This is a genomic window from Actinomadura rayongensis, assembly GCF_009831215.1.
GTDB lineage: Bacteria > Actinomycetota > Actinomycetes > Streptosporangiales > Streptosporangiaceae > Spirillospora > Spirillospora rayongensis.
Map to the genome: position 1 here is coordinate 176,121 of NZ_WUTW01000005.1, position 16,223 is coordinate 192,343.

General features: G+C 71.9%; 18 protein-coding genes. 7 read left to right on the top strand and 11 right to left on the bottom strand.

What is annotated here, in order from left to right; genetic code table 11:
* Positions 1 to 903 carry a TauD/TfdA dioxygenase family protein gene (locus GQ466_RS22435; protein ID WP_161104982.1) on the bottom strand — a complete coding sequence of 301 codons (903 nt, stop codon included), beginning with the start codon at positions 901 to 903 and terminating at the stop codon, positions 1 to 3.
* Between the two features lie 263 nt (positions 904 to 1,166).
* Here GQ466_RS22435 and GQ466_RS22440 point away from each other — a divergent pair, with 263 nt between their 5' ends.
* Entirely contained in the window at positions 1,167 to 2,081 is a 915-nt protein-coding gene (locus GQ466_RS22440) for a glycoside hydrolase family protein (protein ID WP_161104983.1), read from the top strand.
* Positions 2,082 to 2,122: 41 nt separating this feature from the next.
* On the opposite strand, the gene GQ466_RS22445 is transcribed toward GQ466_RS22440, so the two are convergent.
* A complete protein-coding gene (locus GQ466_RS22445; RefSeq protein ID WP_161104984.1) occupies positions 2,123 to 3,115 on the bottom strand; it encodes a sulfotransferase family protein in 993 nt (330 codons plus the stop codon).
* Between the two features lie 424 nt (positions 3,116 to 3,539).
* On the opposite strand from GQ466_RS22445, the gene GQ466_RS22450 reads away from it, so the two are divergent.
* Positions 3,540 to 4,403, top strand: coding sequence for an SEL1-like repeat protein (locus GQ466_RS22450; protein WP_161104985.1), 864 nt, complete (start codon positions 3,540 to 3,542; stop codon positions 4,401 to 4,403).
* Between the two features lie 27 nt (positions 4,404 to 4,430).
* Here the strand turns inward: GQ466_RS22450 and GQ466_RS22455 are convergent, their stop codons facing one another.
* Positions 4,431 to 4,874 (bottom strand): nitroreductase/quinone reductase family protein, encoded by a 444-nt coding sequence (locus tag GQ466_RS22455; RefSeq protein ID WP_161104986.1) that lies wholly within the window; start codon positions 4,872 to 4,874, stop codon positions 4,431 to 4,433.
* A 231-nt stretch (positions 4,875 to 5,105) separates the two neighbouring features.
* Between GQ466_RS22455 and GQ466_RS22460 the strand changes: the two genes are divergently transcribed.
* Positions 5,106 to 5,723: a TetR/AcrR family transcriptional regulator gene (locus GQ466_RS22460; RefSeq protein WP_237418254.1), complete on the top strand. Its 618-nt coding sequence runs from the start codon at positions 5,106 to 5,108 to the stop codon at positions 5,721 to 5,723.
* Here GQ466_RS22460 and GQ466_RS22465 read toward each other — a convergent pair.
* The 3 genes from GQ466_RS22465 to GQ466_RS22475 all read right to left on the bottom strand — a co-directional run bounded on the left by GQ466_RS22465 (position 5,720) and on the right by GQ466_RS22475 (position 8,757).
* A complete protein-coding gene (locus tag GQ466_RS22465; protein WP_161104987.1) occupies positions 5,720 to 6,103 on the bottom strand; it encodes an RNA-binding S4 domain-containing protein in 384 nt (127 codons plus the stop codon). The genes GQ466_RS22460 and GQ466_RS22465 overlap by 4 nt on opposite strands.
* A gap of 46 nt (positions 6,104 to 6,149) precedes the next feature.
* A complete protein-coding gene (locus tag GQ466_RS22470; protein ID WP_161104988.1) occupies positions 6,150 to 7,202 on the bottom strand; it encodes an NAD-dependent epimerase/dehydratase family protein in 1,053 nt (350 codons plus the stop codon).
* 112 nt (positions 7,203 to 7,314) lie between these two features.
* On the bottom strand, positions 7,315 to 8,757 hold the full coding sequence (locus GQ466_RS22475; RefSeq protein WP_337193581.1) for an MFS transporter: 1,443 nt from the start codon (positions 8,755 to 8,757) through the stop codon (positions 7,315 to 7,317).
* Between the two features lie 102 nt (positions 8,758 to 8,859).
* On the opposite strand from GQ466_RS22475, the gene GQ466_RS22480 reads away from it, so the two are divergent.
* Positions 8,860 to 9,255, top strand: coding sequence for a MarR family winged helix-turn-helix transcriptional regulator (locus tag GQ466_RS22480; protein ID WP_161104990.1), 396 nt, complete (start codon positions 8,860 to 8,862; stop codon positions 9,253 to 9,255).
* Positions 9,256 to 9,278: 23 nt separating this feature from the next.
* Here GQ466_RS22480 and GQ466_RS22485 read toward each other — a convergent pair whose 3' ends face one another.
* Positions 9,279 to 9,740 (bottom strand): MarR family winged helix-turn-helix transcriptional regulator, encoded by a 462-nt coding sequence (locus tag GQ466_RS22485; protein ID WP_161104991.1) that lies wholly within the window; start codon positions 9,738 to 9,740, stop codon positions 9,279 to 9,281.
* An 81-nt stretch (positions 9,741 to 9,821) separates the two neighbouring features.
* Between GQ466_RS22485 and GQ466_RS22490 the strand changes: the two genes are divergently transcribed.
* Positions 9,822 to 10,685: a haloalkane dehalogenase gene (locus GQ466_RS22490; RefSeq protein WP_161104992.1), complete on the top strand. Its 864-nt coding sequence runs from the start codon at positions 9,822 to 9,824 to the stop codon at positions 10,683 to 10,685.
* Between the two features lie 25 nt (positions 10,686 to 10,710).
* The gene (locus GQ466_RS22495) at positions 10,711 to 11,838 is read left to right on the top strand and encodes an alpha/beta hydrolase-fold protein (RefSeq protein ID WP_161104993.1); all 1,128 of its coding nucleotides are present in this window, start codon (positions 10,711 to 10,713) and stop codon (positions 11,836 to 11,838) included.
* On the opposite strand, the gene GQ466_RS22500 is transcribed toward GQ466_RS22495, so the two are convergent.
* The 4 genes from GQ466_RS22500 to GQ466_RS22515 form a co-directional block, all read right to left on the bottom strand.
* Positions 11,819 to 12,079 (bottom strand): hypothetical protein, encoded by a 261-nt coding sequence (locus GQ466_RS22500; RefSeq protein ID WP_161104994.1) that lies wholly within the window; start codon positions 12,077 to 12,079, stop codon positions 11,819 to 11,821. The two genes, GQ466_RS22495 and GQ466_RS22500, sit on opposite strands and share 20 nt — an antisense overlap.
* A 26-nt stretch (positions 12,080 to 12,105) precedes the next feature.
* Positions 12,106 to 13,107, bottom strand: a complete 1,002-nt coding sequence (locus tag GQ466_RS22505) for a bile acid:sodium symporter family protein (protein WP_161104995.1) — start codon at positions 13,105 to 13,107, stop codon at positions 12,106 to 12,108.
* 28 nt (positions 13,108 to 13,135) lie between these two features.
* Positions 13,136 to 13,996 (bottom strand): isocitrate lyase/phosphoenolpyruvate mutase family protein, encoded by an 861-nt coding sequence (locus GQ466_RS22510; RefSeq protein WP_161104996.1) that lies wholly within the window; start codon positions 13,994 to 13,996, stop codon positions 13,136 to 13,138.
* Between the two features lie 415 nt (positions 13,997 to 14,411).
* Positions 14,412 to 15,125 carry a hypothetical protein gene (locus GQ466_RS22515; RefSeq protein WP_161104997.1) on the bottom strand — a complete coding sequence of 238 codons (714 nt, stop codon included), beginning with the start codon at positions 15,123 to 15,125 and terminating at the stop codon, positions 14,412 to 14,414.
* A 222-nt stretch (positions 15,126 to 15,347) separates the two neighbouring features.
* On the opposite strand from GQ466_RS22515, the gene GQ466_RS22520 reads away from it, so the two are divergent.
* On the top strand, positions 15,348 to 16,181 hold the full coding sequence (locus GQ466_RS22520) for an undecaprenyl-diphosphate phosphatase (RefSeq protein ID WP_161104998.1): 834 nt from the start codon (positions 15,348 to 15,350) through the stop codon (positions 16,179 to 16,181).
* The last annotated feature ends 42 nt before the right edge of the window (positions 16,182 to 16,223 follow it).

Genomic DNA, 16,223 nt, shown 5'->3' on the forward strand with positions numbered 1-16,223 from the left:
TCAGCCCGCCGGGGTGTAGTGGGCGGCGTCGTCGCCCTCGATCAGGTAGCTCGCGGCGCCGTCCACGCCCGCCGGGACGTCGCCGGCGACCGTGACGCGGTGCAGCAGGCGGGGCAGGTCGCCGTAGTCGTCGGCGGCGTAGTGCTGGGTGGTGCGGTTGTCGAACACGATCACGTCGCCCGGCGCCCAGTGCCAGCGGAAGACGTTCTCCGGACGGGTCACGTACGACTGGAACAGGTCCAGGATCGTCCGGCCGTCGTGGCTCGGCAGCCCGACGACGCTCTGCGCGAACCCGCCGATGAACAGGTTCCGCTGCCCGGTCTCGGGGTGGACGCGGACGACCGGGTGCGCCGTTTTCCACACGCTGGAGACGAACTTGCGCCGGTGCTCGGCGGCCTTCTCCGGGTCCACGCCGTCGGTGCGCGGCCGGACGTAGTCGTAGGCGTTGGTGTGGACGGCCCAGAGCCGGTCGGCGAACGCGCGCAGCTCGTCCGGCAGGTCGCGGTAGGCGCCGGCGGTGTCGGCGATGAGCGTGTCGCCGCCGTACGGGGTGACGACGAGGCTGCGCAGCGTGCTGATCTTCGGCGGCGTCCGGACGAACGTGACGTCGGTGTGCCAGTGGTTCGCGCGGCCGGACTCGCTGTCCACCGGCAGCACCTCGGCGTGCCCGTCCACGGACGGGACGGTCGGGTGCGCGCCGGTCAGCGGGCCGAACCGGGACGCGAACGCGATCTGGTCGGCGTCGGTGAGGTCCTGGCCGCGGAAGGCGAGGGCCTTGTGCTCCAGCAGGGCGGCGTGGATCTCGGCGAAGACGGTGTCGGACAGGTCGCGCAGGTCGACGCCGACGACCTCGGCGCCGATCCGGCCGCCGATCTTGCGCACGTCGAACAGGTTTTCGGGCATGACTCGACTCCTCGGGGAGGGCGTGGAAGGAACACGGCCGGGGGCAGGGCGCCGGGCCGGAAAAGGGGGGAACTGTCGGTCAGCGCCGACAGATGGAGGCCGCGAGGCGACCGTGATCCACGTGCCGCCGGCGGACGAGGAGGAGCGGCTTGGGCATGACCTCAGCGAACCACGACACCGCCGGACAAGTCAACCATCCCTACCAAGATGGTTGACTTTGGGACACCGCCCCCTGGACGCGCCGATAGACCTATCATCCAGGTATGAATAAAAGGGAAGCCGCGGTGTCCGCCCTCACGCCCCGTCCCGAGCGGTCCGCGCTGGTGGTCGCGCCGCCCGGCGCCGGGGACGGCCACTGGGCCGGCGCACCGAGCGCCGTCGCCCACGACGGGACCGTCCACCTCGCCTACCGGCTGCGCCGCCCGCTCGGCCAGGGGCGCGGCCACGCGGTCGTGGTCGCGCGGTCGACCGACGGCGAGCGCTTCACGCCGCTCCTCACCATCGAGAAGGACGAGCTGGACTGCGAGTCGCTGGAGCGGCCCGCGCTCGTCCGGACCCCCGAGGGCGCCTGGCGCCTCTACCTCAGCGCCGCGACGCCCGGCACCAAGCACTGGCGGGTCGAGGTCGTGGAGGCCGACGACCCGGCCGCGTTCGACGTCCGGAACCGTCGTGTGACGCTGCCCGGCGACGACAAGACGGGCGTCAAGGACCCGGTGATCGTCCGGCACGACGGCCTGTGGCACCTGTGGGCGTCCTGCCACCCGCTCGCCGACCCGGCCGAGGCCGACCAGATGGTCACCGACTACGCCACCAGCCCGGACGGCCTGGAGTGGACGTGGCACGGCACCGCGCTCGGGCGCCGTCCGGGGGCGTGGGACGCGCGGGGCGTCCGGGTCAGCGCGGTCCGGTTCACGCCCGACGGCGTCCTCGCCGCCTACGACGGACGCGCCGACGCCGCGCAGAACTACGAGGAGCGGACGGGCTTCGCCGCCGGCGCCGACCCCGGCGCGCTCACCGCGCTCGACGGCGGCCCGATCGCGTCGCCGCACCACGGCGGCGGGCTGCGCTACCTCGACGTCGTGCCGGTCACGGGCGGCCACCGCCTCTACTACGAGTGGACGCGTCCGGACGGCGCCCACGAACTCCGCACCGAACTCCGCATCGAACCACGTGCCTGACCCCCAGCCGAACCGCACACCAGGCTGCGCACCGGGCTGCGCTAGCCGCCGTTCGGGCGGCCGTTGCGGGCCTGGAACTGGCCCGGCGGACGTTCCCCGACCCGTCCGCCGGACGCCTCGCGCGGCGCCAGCCAGTCGCCGAACTCCTCCCCCGTCACCTTCTCCAGCAGCCGGACGTCGGCCTCGAAGTAGGGGATGAGCGCCTGCCGCTGCTCCCAGGTGAGGGGGCGGCGGGGCCGTCCGCCGCGCTGGAGCGCCCGCTCCAGCGGGACGGTCACCCGCGCGCGCAGCGGGTGGCCGGGCAGCGCCGCGTCCACCGCGGCGCTGACCCGCAGCGCGCGGGCCAGCAGCCTGTGCCGCGCGGACGCGTCCGGATGCGCGGTGACGTTCTCGCGCGGCACCTCGGTGACGAGCCCCTCCTCGACGCCGAGGAACGCGAAGATCCGGTCCAGCGTCGGGACGGGCCGCTCCAGCAGCTCCCGGTACCGGAACACGAGCACCTGCTCGCGGGGGAACAGCGAGTAGAGGTGGTCGAGCTGCTCGCCGTAGCGGCCGAGCCCGACGTAGTGCCAGAACGCCGACCAGCCCGCGGCGATCCGCTCCGGCTCCAGCGCGCACGCCTCGACGACGTCGCCGACGGGCTCCAGCCCGGCCGACCACAGGTGCGTCCAGTTGGAGTGGGCACGTTCCACCGGATCGCGCAGGATCGCGATGAGCCGCGCATCCGGAACAAGGTTCCGTATCCTCTTCTGCGCCTCGAGGTCGTACAGATAGAACGGCGTGGCCTCGCCCCGCCCGGCCCCGGCGGGCGCGCCATCGAACAGCGCCTCGTACTCCGCGCGCCGCCACACGTGCTCCCGGTACGTCTGCGCGTCGCCGGGCCCGCCCTTCTCCGGCGGCGGCCCGTCCGTGAGGAAGAACTTCGGCTCCTTGACCGGCGACAGATACAGCCCGGGATGACGGCTGAGCGCGGCGTGCAGCGCGGTCGTCCCGGCCTTCGGCGCCCCGAGCACGAGAAAGGTCGGCAACGACATCCCGGCCTCCTGCGGTCGACAATATGCCGACTATACCCACCGTTTAAGCATGAATACAGCCACCGTCCTCCCCCGGCCATCCGGACGGCCCGGCCATCCAAGGCGACCCGACGGCCCGGGCCCCGGGCGAGTCGGCGAGCCGGGCGCCGTCACGGACCGGCGACGCGGAGCGTCCGCGCCGAAGCACGCCGAAGGAGTTCGAACGAAGCGCGCCCGCCAAGATCCGGAGTTCTTCGGAACGATCTTGGATGATCCGCGAAGATTTTGCATTGTGCGTCGGTTTACGGTCTCGTTTCATGTCCTGACCGACATACACACTTGCAAGTGAGATGTCTGTCGAGAGCACGACCGCACGTGGAGTGACGCCACGAGAGCAGCCGGTCGCAGCTCCGCGCTCACCACTTCTCATCACGCGGATCGAGGCATGGCGGAACATCCCAAGGCGCTGGACGACTTCGTCGCCGAGCTGAACGCGCTCTACATCCTGGCCGGTTGCACGCTGCCGTACCTGCGGAGACATTCCCAGGACGTGCTCATCGAGTCGACCACCAGCGAGATCCTGGCCGGGCACCGGGCACGGGTGCCCAAGCTGCCCTGGGTCGCGGCGTTCGTGACCGCATGCCGGGCCGCCGTCGGCGAGGCGGGACTCGACCCGGACGACCTCGGCATGGGCACCGTCCAGGACTGGGCGGTGCGGCGGGCCGAGGCCGAGCGCGCCTGCGGCGAGGTGACCCCGCCGCGCCGGACGCCGACCGGGATGTACACGGCGGACCCGAAGACGTCCGCCGAAGGAGCGCCCAAGTTCCTCCGCCGCTACGGGACGACCGGCCTCCGTCTCTTTCACGCCGCCGCGTCCGGGGCGGCCGTCGGCGAGGCCGCCTATCAGCTCGCCGCGCTGCTGCTGTGCTACGGCCGCGACACGGAAGGGAACGCCTACCTGCGGCGCGCCGGGGAGGCGGGGCACCGCGACGCCGTCGACCTGTGCTCGCACCTGGCCGGTTCGCGCGCGGTGCGGGGCGTCGCGCACCGAATCGCCCGCGCCTACCAGGAGGACGGCGACCTCGACGCCGCCCTGGTGTTCTTCGAGGCCGCCGCGAGCCGGGGCGGGAACGCCGAGGCGTGCTTCCGGATCGGGCTGATCCACGCCGAGCGCGGCGCGGCCCGCGAGGCGGTCACCTGGTTCCGGCGCGCGGCGCGGCTGGGCCACGGCGAGGCGTTCCGGCGCTATGCGGCGTTCGCCGGGAAGGCGTCCGCGACCATGTGCGCGGCGCGCGTCAGCCGGGCCTAGAGGACGGGCGGAGGCCCCGGCGGACGGTCATCGGTCGTCCTTCGGCGTGGCCTGTGGTGAGAGCGCGACGATCGGGATGGGACGGGACGTCTTCCGCTGGTACGCGCTGTAGCGGCCCCGGTTCACGGCGTCGCACAGGGCCAGCAGCCTGTCGTAGCCGTCGTCGTCCGGCCGGACGACCCTGGCGGTCGCCCGGCGCTGATGACGCTTCAGCCGCACGCCCACCACCGGTTCGGCGCTGAGGTTCAACAGCCAGGACGGCGGCTTGTCGCTGCCGCCGTTGGAGGCCACGACGAGCAGGTCGTCGCCGTCGCGGGCGTAGACGAGGGCGACCGTGCGGCGTTGCCCCGTCCGGCGTCCCCGGGTGGTGAGCAGGAGGGTGGGGACGCCGAGCAGCCGGTGGCCGACCCGACCGCCGGACGCCTCATAGATCCGCTGGTGGGCGGCGAGAAGACGTACGTAAACGCTCATGGGAATCGCCTTTCAGCCGCGAATGGTCGCCTGCGCGACGGGTCGTCCGGACGCCGGGCCGACGCTGTGGGCTGCGTCCAGCGGCGATCTTGTGCAGCTGGTCGTTCCTCGATGCCGGACGGCCCGTGGCGACGGGCGGTCCCCGACCAACCTCCCTACACGAACTGTAACTTACACTGAGTGTAAGGTAAGGCCCGCGGCCGTGGGCCTGTCAAGAGCGAGGACGGGGAAATGACCGGCACAGCCCCCGGCAGGACGCGTTCGTCCGCGGTCCGGATGCCGCCCGGGGAGCGCCGTGAGCAGCTGCTCGACGTCGTGCTCCGCGTGATCGTCACCCAGGGCGTGCACAAGGTCTCGATGGACTCGGTGGCCAAGGAGGCCGGGGTCACCCGGCCGGTCGTCTACGCGCACTTCACCGACCGGGACGACCTTCTCCGCGCCTCTCTGGCGCGCGAGGAGGCAGCCGCCCTCAAGCAGATGGCCGCGATCATGCCCGAGCCCGGGCGGGGGACGCCCGCGCGAGCGGTGATCGCCTCGCTCGCGGGCTTCCTCGCGGCGGTGCAGGAGGCACCGGACCGGTGGCGCGCCATCTTCACGCTCGTCGACTCCAGCACGCCGGTGTTCCGCGCCCGCCTCGAACAGGGCCGGGCCGCCGTGCTCGCCGCGTTCGAAGACGTCATCCGCGCGGGGAACCCGGAGCCCGGCACCGATGTGGAAGTGCTGGCCCGCGCGCTCCACGCGCTGTTCTGGGACGCCGGCCGCCTCGTCCTCGCCGAGCCGGAGACCTTCCCGCCCGACCGGATCCTCCGCTTCGCCCGCGACGCGGTGGAGCGCCATCTGCGCAGCTAAAGGTCAGGCGGAAGGGTGCGCAGGCGGTCGAGTTCGCGGCGGTCGCGTTTGGTGGGACGGCCGGCGCCGCGGTCGCGGCGGGCGACCGGGATCAGGGCCTCGCGCGGGGGCGGCGGCGGGCTCTGGTCGGTGTAGGCCTCCTGGGCCGCCGCCGCGCTGACGCGCTTGCGGAGCAGCTGACGGACGATCACGATGCGCTCGCGGCCCTCCAGCCGGACGCGCACCTCGTCGCCCACGCGGAGCTGCGCGGCGGGCTTGACGCGGTCGTCGTTCACCCGGACGTGCCCGCCCCGGCACGCCGACGTCGCCAGGGACCGCGTCTTCACGAGCCGGACCGACCAGATCCACGCGTCGACCCGGACGCTGCCTTCGTCCGCCATGCGCCCGACTGTACCGGCCGCCCTTTTCCACGGGCACGCCGAATTTTCAGGGGCGGCGGCCGATGCCGGTGGCGAACTCGCGGATCCGCATCGGCCCGCTCGTGGACCGGGCGAGCGGCGGCGTGTCGAGGGACGCGTTGGAGCGCAGCCCGTCCAGGAACTCGGCGATGGCGTCCAGGCTGGAGTGGCGGGGCCGCCAGCCCAGTTCCTCGTGCGCGCGTCCGGTGTCCAGGAGCGGGACGTGCAGCGCCAGGTCGAACAGGTCGGGCGACGCCGGGACGATCCCGAGCCGCCACGCCCCCGCGACGAACGCCCGCAGCGCGCCCACCGGCACCCGCGCGGTGCGGGCGCTCAGCAGGTCCGCGAGCCGCTGCATGTCGATGACCGGGTCGGCGGCGAGGTTGAACGCGCCGCGCACGTCCCGGACGGCCGCGAGCCGGTACGCCTCGCCCGCGTCGTCGGCGTGCAGCGCCTGGACGGCGAGCCCCGGGATGTCCGGCAGGACGGGCACGACGCCCGCCCGCGCGAGCCGGTTCGGCACGAACGGCCCGCCGAAGATCCGCCGCTGCGCCGTCGCCGCGCCGCGCTGGAAGATGAAGCCGGGCCGCATCCGCACGACGCGCCGCTCGGGGTTCGCCAGCTCGAACGCGTCGAGCACCCGTTCCAGGTAGCACTTCTCGCGGCTGTAGGCGGCGGTCGGCCAGCCGTCGGTGGGCCACGACTCGTCCACCGGACGGCCGTCGGCGGGCTTCGGCGAGTACGCGCCGACCGACGAGGCGTGGACGAGCGCCGGGACGTCCGCGTCCGCGACGGCGCGCAGCACCCGCATTCCGCCGAGGACGTTGTTGCGCCAGGTCACGCGCGGCCGGTGCGTCGGCTGGAACATCCAGGCCAGGTTGATCACGGCGTCCGCGTCCCGGAACAGCGGGACGAGGTCGTCGCGCGCGGTGTCGGCGGCGGCCCACTCGGTCTTGGCGAACGACACTTCGGGACGGCGCCGGGCGATCCCGAGGACCGAGGTGACCTCGGCGTCGGCCGCCAGCGCCCGCAGCGTGCCGACGCCGACGTTGCCGGTGGCCCCGACCACGACGATCCGCATGATGTCTCCCCCCGAGTTGGCGTACGGTCGCCGCCCCCTACCCCGGCGGGCCCGGGCTACGCGAAAAGGGCCGGCGCCGCGGTCTCCCGCGACGCCGGCCCGAACCGGGACGTCAGGCGTGCGCCCCCTGGCGGCGGCGCGCCAGCAGCGGCACCACGTTGAGCGCCAGGCCGACGAGCCCGACCGCCGTCACGAGGTTCACGCCGGGGTGGAACGGGGCGAAGCCCCCGCCGTCGCCCGTTCCGTCCGTCGCGACCAGCGCCGTGACGACGGCCAGCACGAGCGCCGCGCCGACCTGCCCGGACGTCTGGACGAGCCCGGACGCGAGCCCCTGCTCGGCGTCCTCGATCCCGTCGGTGGCCTGCGCCATGATCGAGCTGAACCCGAAGCCGAACCCGCCGCCGAGCAGGATCATCGTCGGGAAGACCGTCACGGCGTAGTTCGGGTGGTCGCCCGCCGTCAGCAGGAACCAGCCGTAGCCGAGGCTGAGCGAGACCATCGAGCTGACGATCAGCTTCGGCGTGCCGAACCGTCCGATGAGGCCGCCCATGAACGGGGACACGGCCGCGACGATGAGGCCCACGGGCAGCAGCGCCATCGCCATCCGCAGCGGCGACCAGTGCAGGACGTCCTGGAGGTACAGGGTCATCATGAACTGGAAGCTGAGGTACGAACCGAACAGCGCGATGATGCTGAGGTTCGCGCGGACGATCGTCCCGACGCGCAGGATCCCGAGGCGGATCAGCGGGTGCCGCACCTTGGTCTCGGTGACGACGAACGCGGCGAGCAGCGCGATCGCCACGACGATCGACAGCAGCGTCAGCGGAGCGGTCCAGCCTCGGTCGGGCGCGGAAACGACCGTGTAGACGGCGAGCAGCATCCCGGCGGTCAGCGTGACGGCGCCGAGGACGTCGTGGCCGCCCTCCTCCGCCTTGCGGTCCTTCGGGATCAGGGCCAATCCGACGGCGAGCGCGACGAGCGCCAGCGGCACGGGCGTCAGGAACGTCCAGCGCCAGCCCGCACTGGTCAGCAGGCCGCCGAGGATCAGTCCGGACGAGTAGCCGCTCGCGCCGAAGATCGAGAACACCGACAGCGCCCGGTTGCGCGCCGGTCCGTGGAAGGTGGTGGTCAGGATGGAAAGGGCGGTCGGGGCGGTGAACGCCGCGGAGAGCCCCTTGACGAAACGGGTGATGATCAGCAGGGTGCCGTCGTTCACGAGCCCGCCGACGAGCGAGGCGGCGGCGAAGATGCCGAGCGCGGTCAGGAAGACGCGGCGGCGGCCCAGCAGGTCGGCGGTGCGTCCGCCGAGCAGCAGCAGTCCGCCGTAGCCGAGGACGTAGCCGTTCACGATCCACTGGAGCGACGTCGTGGACATGCCCAGTTCGGTTCCGATGGACGGAAGGGCCACGCCCACCATCGACACGTCCAGGCCGTCGAGGAACAGCACGGCGCACAGCACCGCGAGGACGCCCCACAGTCTGGGGGTCCAGCTCTGATTGACCGGCTCCGCCGAAGCGGGGGCAGCGGTGACACGGGAGGTTTCGGTGGTCGTCACGTCGAAGGACGATACATGCACATGCATTGATTGTCCACGCATAAGATCCTTAAGCAACTAATGTAGCTGCATAAGATGCGCGGAGATGGTAGGATGCGCGGCATGGAGCCGGAAGAGCATGGCCTGGTCGAGCGGTGGAGGTCCCTGCTGACCTGCTACAACACGGTCGCGTGCCATCTCGACCGCCTGCTGCAGGAGAAGCACGGCCTCACGATGAGCGAGTTCGAGACGCTCGACCGTCTCGCCGAGTGCCACCGCGACAACCAGCGCATGCAGGACCTGGCGGGTGAGATGTATCTCAGCCAGAGCGCCCTGTCCCGCACCGTGGGACGGCTGGAGAAGCACGGGCTCGTCGCCCGGTCGCTGTGCTCGTCCGACCGCCGGGGCGTGTACGTCTGCATCACCCCGGAGGGCCGCGCCCGCCACGAGAAGGCCCGCGCGACCCATCGCGCCGTCCTCGCCGAGCACCTCGTCGAGGACCTGCTTCCCACGAGGTGAACGGACGGGCGCCCGCCCGAGTTTCAGCTCGCCGGGAAGTGGTGCTCGTAGAGCCGTTCCAGGAGCCGCTTGAACTGGGCGCGCTCGGCCGCGTCCAGGGGGGCGAGCAGTTCGTCCTGGATCCCGTCGATCAGCGCGTCCAGGCGCCGGACGCGGTCCCAGCCCGCCGGCGTGATCGTGATGACGTTGCGCCGCCGGTCGGACGGATCGGGCGCCCGCTCCACGTATCCCTGCACGGACAGCTCGTTCAGCACCGCCACGAGATCGCTCCGGTAGATCCCCGCCACCCGGCTCAGCTCCGCCTGGCTCACCGGGCCCGTCTCGCGTAGCGCGGTCAGCACGGCGTAGTGCCAGCGGCGGGCGTCGGCGACCGCGAAACCGTCGGTGACCAGGCGGTCCGCCACGGCCGAGACGTGACCGACGAGACGGGTCGGCAGTTCCCGCAGCCGCGCGGATCCCGAGCGCGCGGGCATGTCGTCCGGCATGGGCAGCTCCTTGCGTTAGTCGGACTAACGGTTTACGTTCGTTAGTGACATAAACGTTAGAGCAACGAACGAAGGACCGCCATGCCTGTGATCGACGTGCTCGACTCGACCGTCCACTACCGCGAGTCCGGAAACGGAACACCGTTCGTCTTCCTGCACGGCAACCCGGCGTCGTCGCACCTCTGGCGGAACGTCCTGCCGGGCGTCGGCGGCGCGCGGCTGCTCGCGCCCGACCTCATCGGCATGGGACGGTCCGGCAAGCCTGATATCCCCTACCTTTTCGCCGACCACGCGCGGTACCTGGACGCCTGGTTCGACGCGCTCGACCTGGACGGCGTCGTGCTCGTCGGCCACGACTGGGGCGGCGCGCTCGCGTTCGACTGGGCGTCCCGGCACCCGGACCGGGTGAAGGGCGTCGCGTTCCTGGAGAGCGTCGTCCGGCCGATCCCGCCGGAGGCCCTGTCCGAAGCGGCGCGGGAGCGCACCGCGCTCGTCCGCACGCCGGGCGCGGGCGAGCAAATGGTGCTGGAGGAGAACCGGTTCCTGCTGACGGCGTTCAAGGGGGCCGTCCTGACCCCGGTCAGCGACGCGGACTACGCCGAATACCTTGAGCCGTTCCCGACGCCGGAGAGCCGCCGCCCGATCCTCGCCTGGGCGCGGCAGTTCCCGCTCGGCGGCGAGCCGGCCGAGGTGGTCGACCGGCTGGACGCGTTCCGGCCGTGGCTCAAGGACAGCCCGGACGTCCCCAAGCTGCTCCTCACCTTCGACGGCGCGGGCACCCTGCTCATCGGGCCGGACACGGCCGCGTGGTGCGCGGAGAACATGGCCGCGCTGGAGACCGTCGCGTGCGGGCCGGCCGGGCACCACGCGCCCGAGGACCGTCCGGACGAGATCGCCGCCGCGCTGTCCGCGTGGGCCGGCCGCCACGGGTTTACCTCCCGCTGACATCCCCGGCGGCAGAATCGACGCCGTGTTCGGTCCGCAGGGCGTTGTTGTCCTGGTGTTTCTGGTGCTGGCGTTCGCCGGCCTGGCCTGGGTGCTCGCGCGGCGGGGGCCGCTGGCACTGCGGGTCCCGGCCGGCGCGCTGGCGTTCGTCGTCGCGGCGGTGTTCGGTATGGCCACCGTCAATCGGTACTACGACTATTACGAGAGCTGGGGCGACCTCTTCGGGGATCTGTCGGGCGCGTCCGACGGCGTCCAGGCCCTCCCGCCCGCCGCGGGCCGCGCCCTCGCCACCGGCGGACGCCGCGCCGACCGGGGGATGCTCGCCGACGTGGCGCTCCCCGGCGCGCGCAGCGGCATCGCGCGGGACGGGCTCGTCTACCTGCCGCCGCAGTACTTCCAGCCCGCGTACGCGCGCGCCCGGTTCCCGGTGCTGGAGCTGCTGCACGGCTCGCCGGGGCAGCCGTCGGACTGGCAGACGGGGCTGCGGGTCGAGAACGCGTTCCGGCGCGTCCTGCACGACCACGAGGCGCGGCCCGCGATCCTCGTCATGCCGGACATTAACGGCGCGCAGGCCGGACGGACCGGATCGCAGTGCCTCGACCAGCCCGGCGGCCCCCGCGACGACACCTACCTGTCCGCCGACGTGCCCGCCGACGTCGCCGCGCGGTTCCGCGTCCGGCCCGGACGGTCGTTCGGCGTCGCGGGCTTCTCCGAGGGCGGGTTCTGCGCGGCGGACCTCGCGCTGCGCCATCCCGGCGTGTTCGCGGCGGCCGGGTCGATGAGCGGCTACTTCCAGCCGCTGCCCGAGCACGGGACGGACCTGTTCCGCGGGAACGCCGCCGCGCGGCTGGCGAACGACCCGCTGTGGCTGGCGTCCCGTCCGGCGCGGCGGCTCCCGGCGTTCTGGCTGATGGCCGGGGGCGCCGACCGGGGCGACGTGGAGAGCGCGCGGATCTTCCGGTCCGTCCTCGTCGCGCACGGCGGGCGCGTGCCGCTCGTGACGATCCCGCACGCGCGGCACACGTTCGCGGCGTGGAAACCGGCCGTGCCGCGCCTGCTGGCGTGGATCACCGGACGGCTGCCGTCCGTCGCGCCGTGCCCGGGAGCGCGCGCCCCCGGGCACGGCGCACCGGTCACTTGCCGGGGGACATGACGGGCGCCGAGCCCGTCGCCTTGTTGATGATGTCGCTGCCGGGGCTGCCGTCGCCCTTGGCGACGTTCCCGGAGCGGTCGATCTCCAGCAGGCTGTCGTTCCCGGCGTCCGAGCCGGAGTTGGCGGTGGTGAACGTGTTGACGTTGGCCACCGACGGCCCGGTCGAGCCGGACGCCGTCCCGCCCGTGCAGACGGCGAGCAGACCGGTGACGAGCACGGCCGCGAACATCCTGATGAGCATGGGGATTCCTTTCGGGAGCGCGGCGGTCAGGCCGCCGCGGGAACGGGTTCGGGGACGCTCCGGCGCGTCGCGAACCGCTGCGCGAGCCAGGAGCACACCAGCAGCTGGAGCTGGTGGTAGAGCATGAGCGGGAGCACGGCCGTCCCGACGCCGGCGCCCGCGAACAGCACGGTCGCCATCGGCAGCCCGCTCGCGAGACTCTTCTGCGAGCCGCAGAACAGCGCCGCGATCTGGTCCTCGCGGGAGAACCCGGCCGCGCGGGAGATCAGCGCCGCGACGCCCATCGCGACGGCCAGCAGCCCCGCGATGACGAGCCCGAGCGTGCCCAGCTCGCGCGCGGCGAGTCCGTGCCAGATGCCCTGGACGACGCCCAGGCTGAACGCCGTGTACACGACGAGCAGGATCACGCCCCGGTCGTACAGCGAGAGCTGCCCGCGGTACGCCCGGACGCGGTCGCCGATCCACCGCTGCGCGACCTGCCCCGCGAGGAAGGGCAGCAGCAGCCGGACGACGATGTCGCCGACCGACCCGAGCGAGAACCCGCCGCCGCCCGCCGACATCAGCGCGGCGGCCAGCACCGGCGTCAGCACGACCCCGAGGACGCTCGACAGCGACGCGCTGCAGATCGCCCCCGCCTCGTTGCCCCGCGCGATCGACGTCAGCGTGATCGACGACTGGACGGTGGACGGCAGCACGCACAGGAACACCACGCCCGCGTACAGCGGCTCGCGCAGCACCGTCGGCACCAGCAGCGAGCACGCCAGCGCGAGCAGCGGGAACACCACGAACGTCACGGACGTGATCGCCGCGTGCAGCCGCCAGTGCCGCAGCCCGCGCAGCGCCTCGGACGTGGACAGCCGCGCACCGTAGAAGAAGAACAGCAGCGTGATCGCGACGTTGCCCGTCCAGTCCAGGACGACGGCGGCGGCGCCGCGCGCCGGGAACATCGCGGCGAGCCCCACGGAGCAGAGGATCGCCGCGATGTAGGGGTCGACGCGCAGCCTTGTCAGCGTGGCGGAGACGCGCATGTCCGTCCTCCGCCGCTCGTGCCGCGCGTCATACCCCGGCCCTCGCCGGCTTGGCGTGGTGGCGGCTGATGTTGCGCTCCAGCAGCGCCAGCGATTCCTTCACGCCGACGCTGGACGGCGTGACCTCGGGCAGCCGGCCGTCCTCCCGCTTGAGCCGGGCGATGGCCTCGTCCATCGCCGACTGCGCCGCGAACAGGCACGGCGTGCTGTAGATCGCGACGTCGACGCCCAGCTCGGTCAGCTCCGACAGCGACAGCCGGGGCGACTTGCCGCCCGCGATCTGGTTGAACAGCAGCGGCTTGTCGCCGATGACCGCGCGGACGCGGTGGATCCAGTCCACGCTGCGCACGCCGTCCACGAGGATGACGTCGGCGTCCGTCCGCGCGAGCGCCTTGGCGCGCAGCAGGATCTCCTCCTCGTCGGTGGCGTCGGTGCGCGCCACGACGACCAGGTCGCGGCGGGTTTCGAGCACGAGGTCGAGCTTCTCCAGGTACTCGTCCAGCGGCAGGATGCGCTTGCCGTCGACGTGCCCGCACCGCCGCGGACGCGCCTGGTCCTCCAGGATGACGCCGGACGCGCCGGTCATCTCCAGCTGCTCGATGACGTGGCAGGCGACCTCGGGGTCGACGTAGCCGTCATCGATGTCGACCAGGAGGTGCTGCGCCGGGAACGCGAGCCGCAGCCGCTGGACGAACGCCACGATGTCGGGCCAGGCGATGAAACCGATGTCGGGCAGCCCGTAGTGCGAGGCCGCGAATCCGAACCCGGACACGAACAGGCCGTTGTAGTGTTTGGCGGCGACGGAGGCGGAGAACATGTCGAAGACGCCGATGAGCGGGGTCACGCCGTCGGCCAGGATCGCGCGGCGCAGCGCGTCTCCATAATTCACTGATCACTCCTTGGGGCTCGGGGTGGTGTGCGGGCGGGGGCCGCCGGGCGGCGGGTTCGCCCGCCCCGGGAAGCACGGAGCATTTCTCTTCCGTGTGACCCAAGTTACTCACGAAACTTTTAAAGCTTGAGTAATCAGTGCGCCTCTGCGCTCCAAAAACAGAGACGTTTCCCTTCGGCCTAATCGACCGATGCGCCGAGTTCCTCCCATGATCTCCGGGAAAGGAACGCCCATGCCCGTGAGATTTTCCGATCACCACCCGGTCATGCCCGCTCCAGCTCAGCGAACCGCTCCGCGACATGCCGTGTGTGCAGAAAGTCGAAAACCTTGCCCTTTGTCCAGGACTTCCCAGACGGCGAGAAAACACCGCGCGCCCACCTTGTAGCACGCCTCGGCTTGTGGGGCGTTCGGGTAATTACCAGCGGCGGGGGCGGAGGGTTAGGGCGGCGGCGATGTAGGCGATGGTTGTGAGGACGGGGAGGACGATCATGGACGAGCGCCAGACGTCCAGCAGGGAGAAGAGGATCCAGCCGCCGATGAACGTCATCCAGCCGGCGACGAGGGGGACGCGGCCGAAGGTCGCCGCGGAGAGGAAGATGAGCAGGCTTGCCCAGAGGATCGTCCAGGAGCCTGTGAGCCAGTCGCCGGGCGGGTATTCCTGGGTGTGTTTTCCCAGGGTCGCTCGGACTACGTGGTGTTTCCAGTAGGCCACCTGGATGTGGTCGTTCTTCTTCGCTGCTTCGTAGAAGGACTTGGAGACGTCCAGTTCTTCGGTGCGGGCCTCGGTTGTTCGGACTTTCACCCGGTAGCTCGTCGTCGTGGTGTCGGCGCGGAGCGGGAGGTGGACGGCGAGAGGCTGCGCGAAGTGGAACGGGCCCATCGGGGGTGCGGGCGGGGGTTGGTAGGGAGTTGGCGGGTCCTGGTGGGTTGTCACGACGATCCGCTTGCTCAGGACTACGGCGTCCAGGGTGCGGATGCAGTCGGGTGCGGCTGATGCCGCGCATGGTGATGCGTGGCGGTAGGCGGAGATCTCGGCGTAGGGGCCTGCGGCGTGCCAGGCGCCGAAGACGACGCCGGCCAGGCCGAGGGCGGCTATGGCGAGTTGGAGCGCGCGGGCCGACGGGGTCATCGGGCCGACGGACGGACGGGGAGCACATCCATGCGGCAAGGATGACGTCCGCCGCACCCGCCGGGGAAGCCCCTTTTCCCGGCGGCACCGATCATGAACAATGGGCGAACGTCGAGTGAACACCCGTCCACAGGCCCAGCGTTTGGGCACTTTGGCCCAGGTTGGGACGGTTCACTGGTCGCCGGCCGACGCCGGCCGGTCGAGGTAGAAGGGCAATCCCGCGTGAGCGCAATCAGTGTCTGGCAGTCCGTCGTGCTCGGAGTCGTGGAAGGACTCACCGAGTTCCTGCCGGTCTCGTCCACCGGGCATCTGAAGATCACCGAGGGACTGCTCAAGATCGACGTCGGCGACAAGTCCGTCGTCGGGTTCACCGCGGTCATCCAGGTCGGCGCCATCGCGGCCGTCCTGCTGTTCTTCCGCAAGGACATCACGCGGCTCGTCGCGGCCTGGTTCCGCGGCATCGCCAACAAGGAGAAGCGCGGCCACGACTACCGCCTGACCTGGTGGATCATCTACGCGACGATCCCGATCGTCGTCGTCGGCCTGCTCGCCAAGCCGCTCATCGACGGGCCGCTCGCCTCGCTGTGGGTCGTCGCCGGGTCGTTGATCGTCGGCAGCGGCATCATGGCGCTCGGCGAAAAGTACGGACGGCTGGAAAAGAGCGAGGACAAGGCGACGCTCACCGACACGATGATCGTCGGCGCGTCGCAGATCCTCGCGCTGCTGTTCCCCGGCTTCTCGCGGTCCGGCGCGACGATGTCGGCGGGGCTGCTGCGCGGCCTGGACCGTCCGGCCGCGACCCGGCTGTCGTTCTTCCTGTCGCTGCCCGCGCTGACCGGCGCCGGGCTGTACGAGCTGAAGGACGCGGCGGGCGGCGACACCTCGATCGCCGCGCTCGCCGTCGGGACGGCCGTCTCGTTCGTCGTCGCCTACGCCTCGATCGCGTGGCTGCTCCGCTACGTCGCGAGCCACTCGTTCGCGGCGTTCATCATCTACCGGCTCTGCGTCGCGGCGCTGCTGATCGGGCTGCTGGCGGGCGGCGGCCTCACCGCCTGACCCCGAAGGGGATTCGGTCCCTGCGCGTCGCTAATGTCCGAG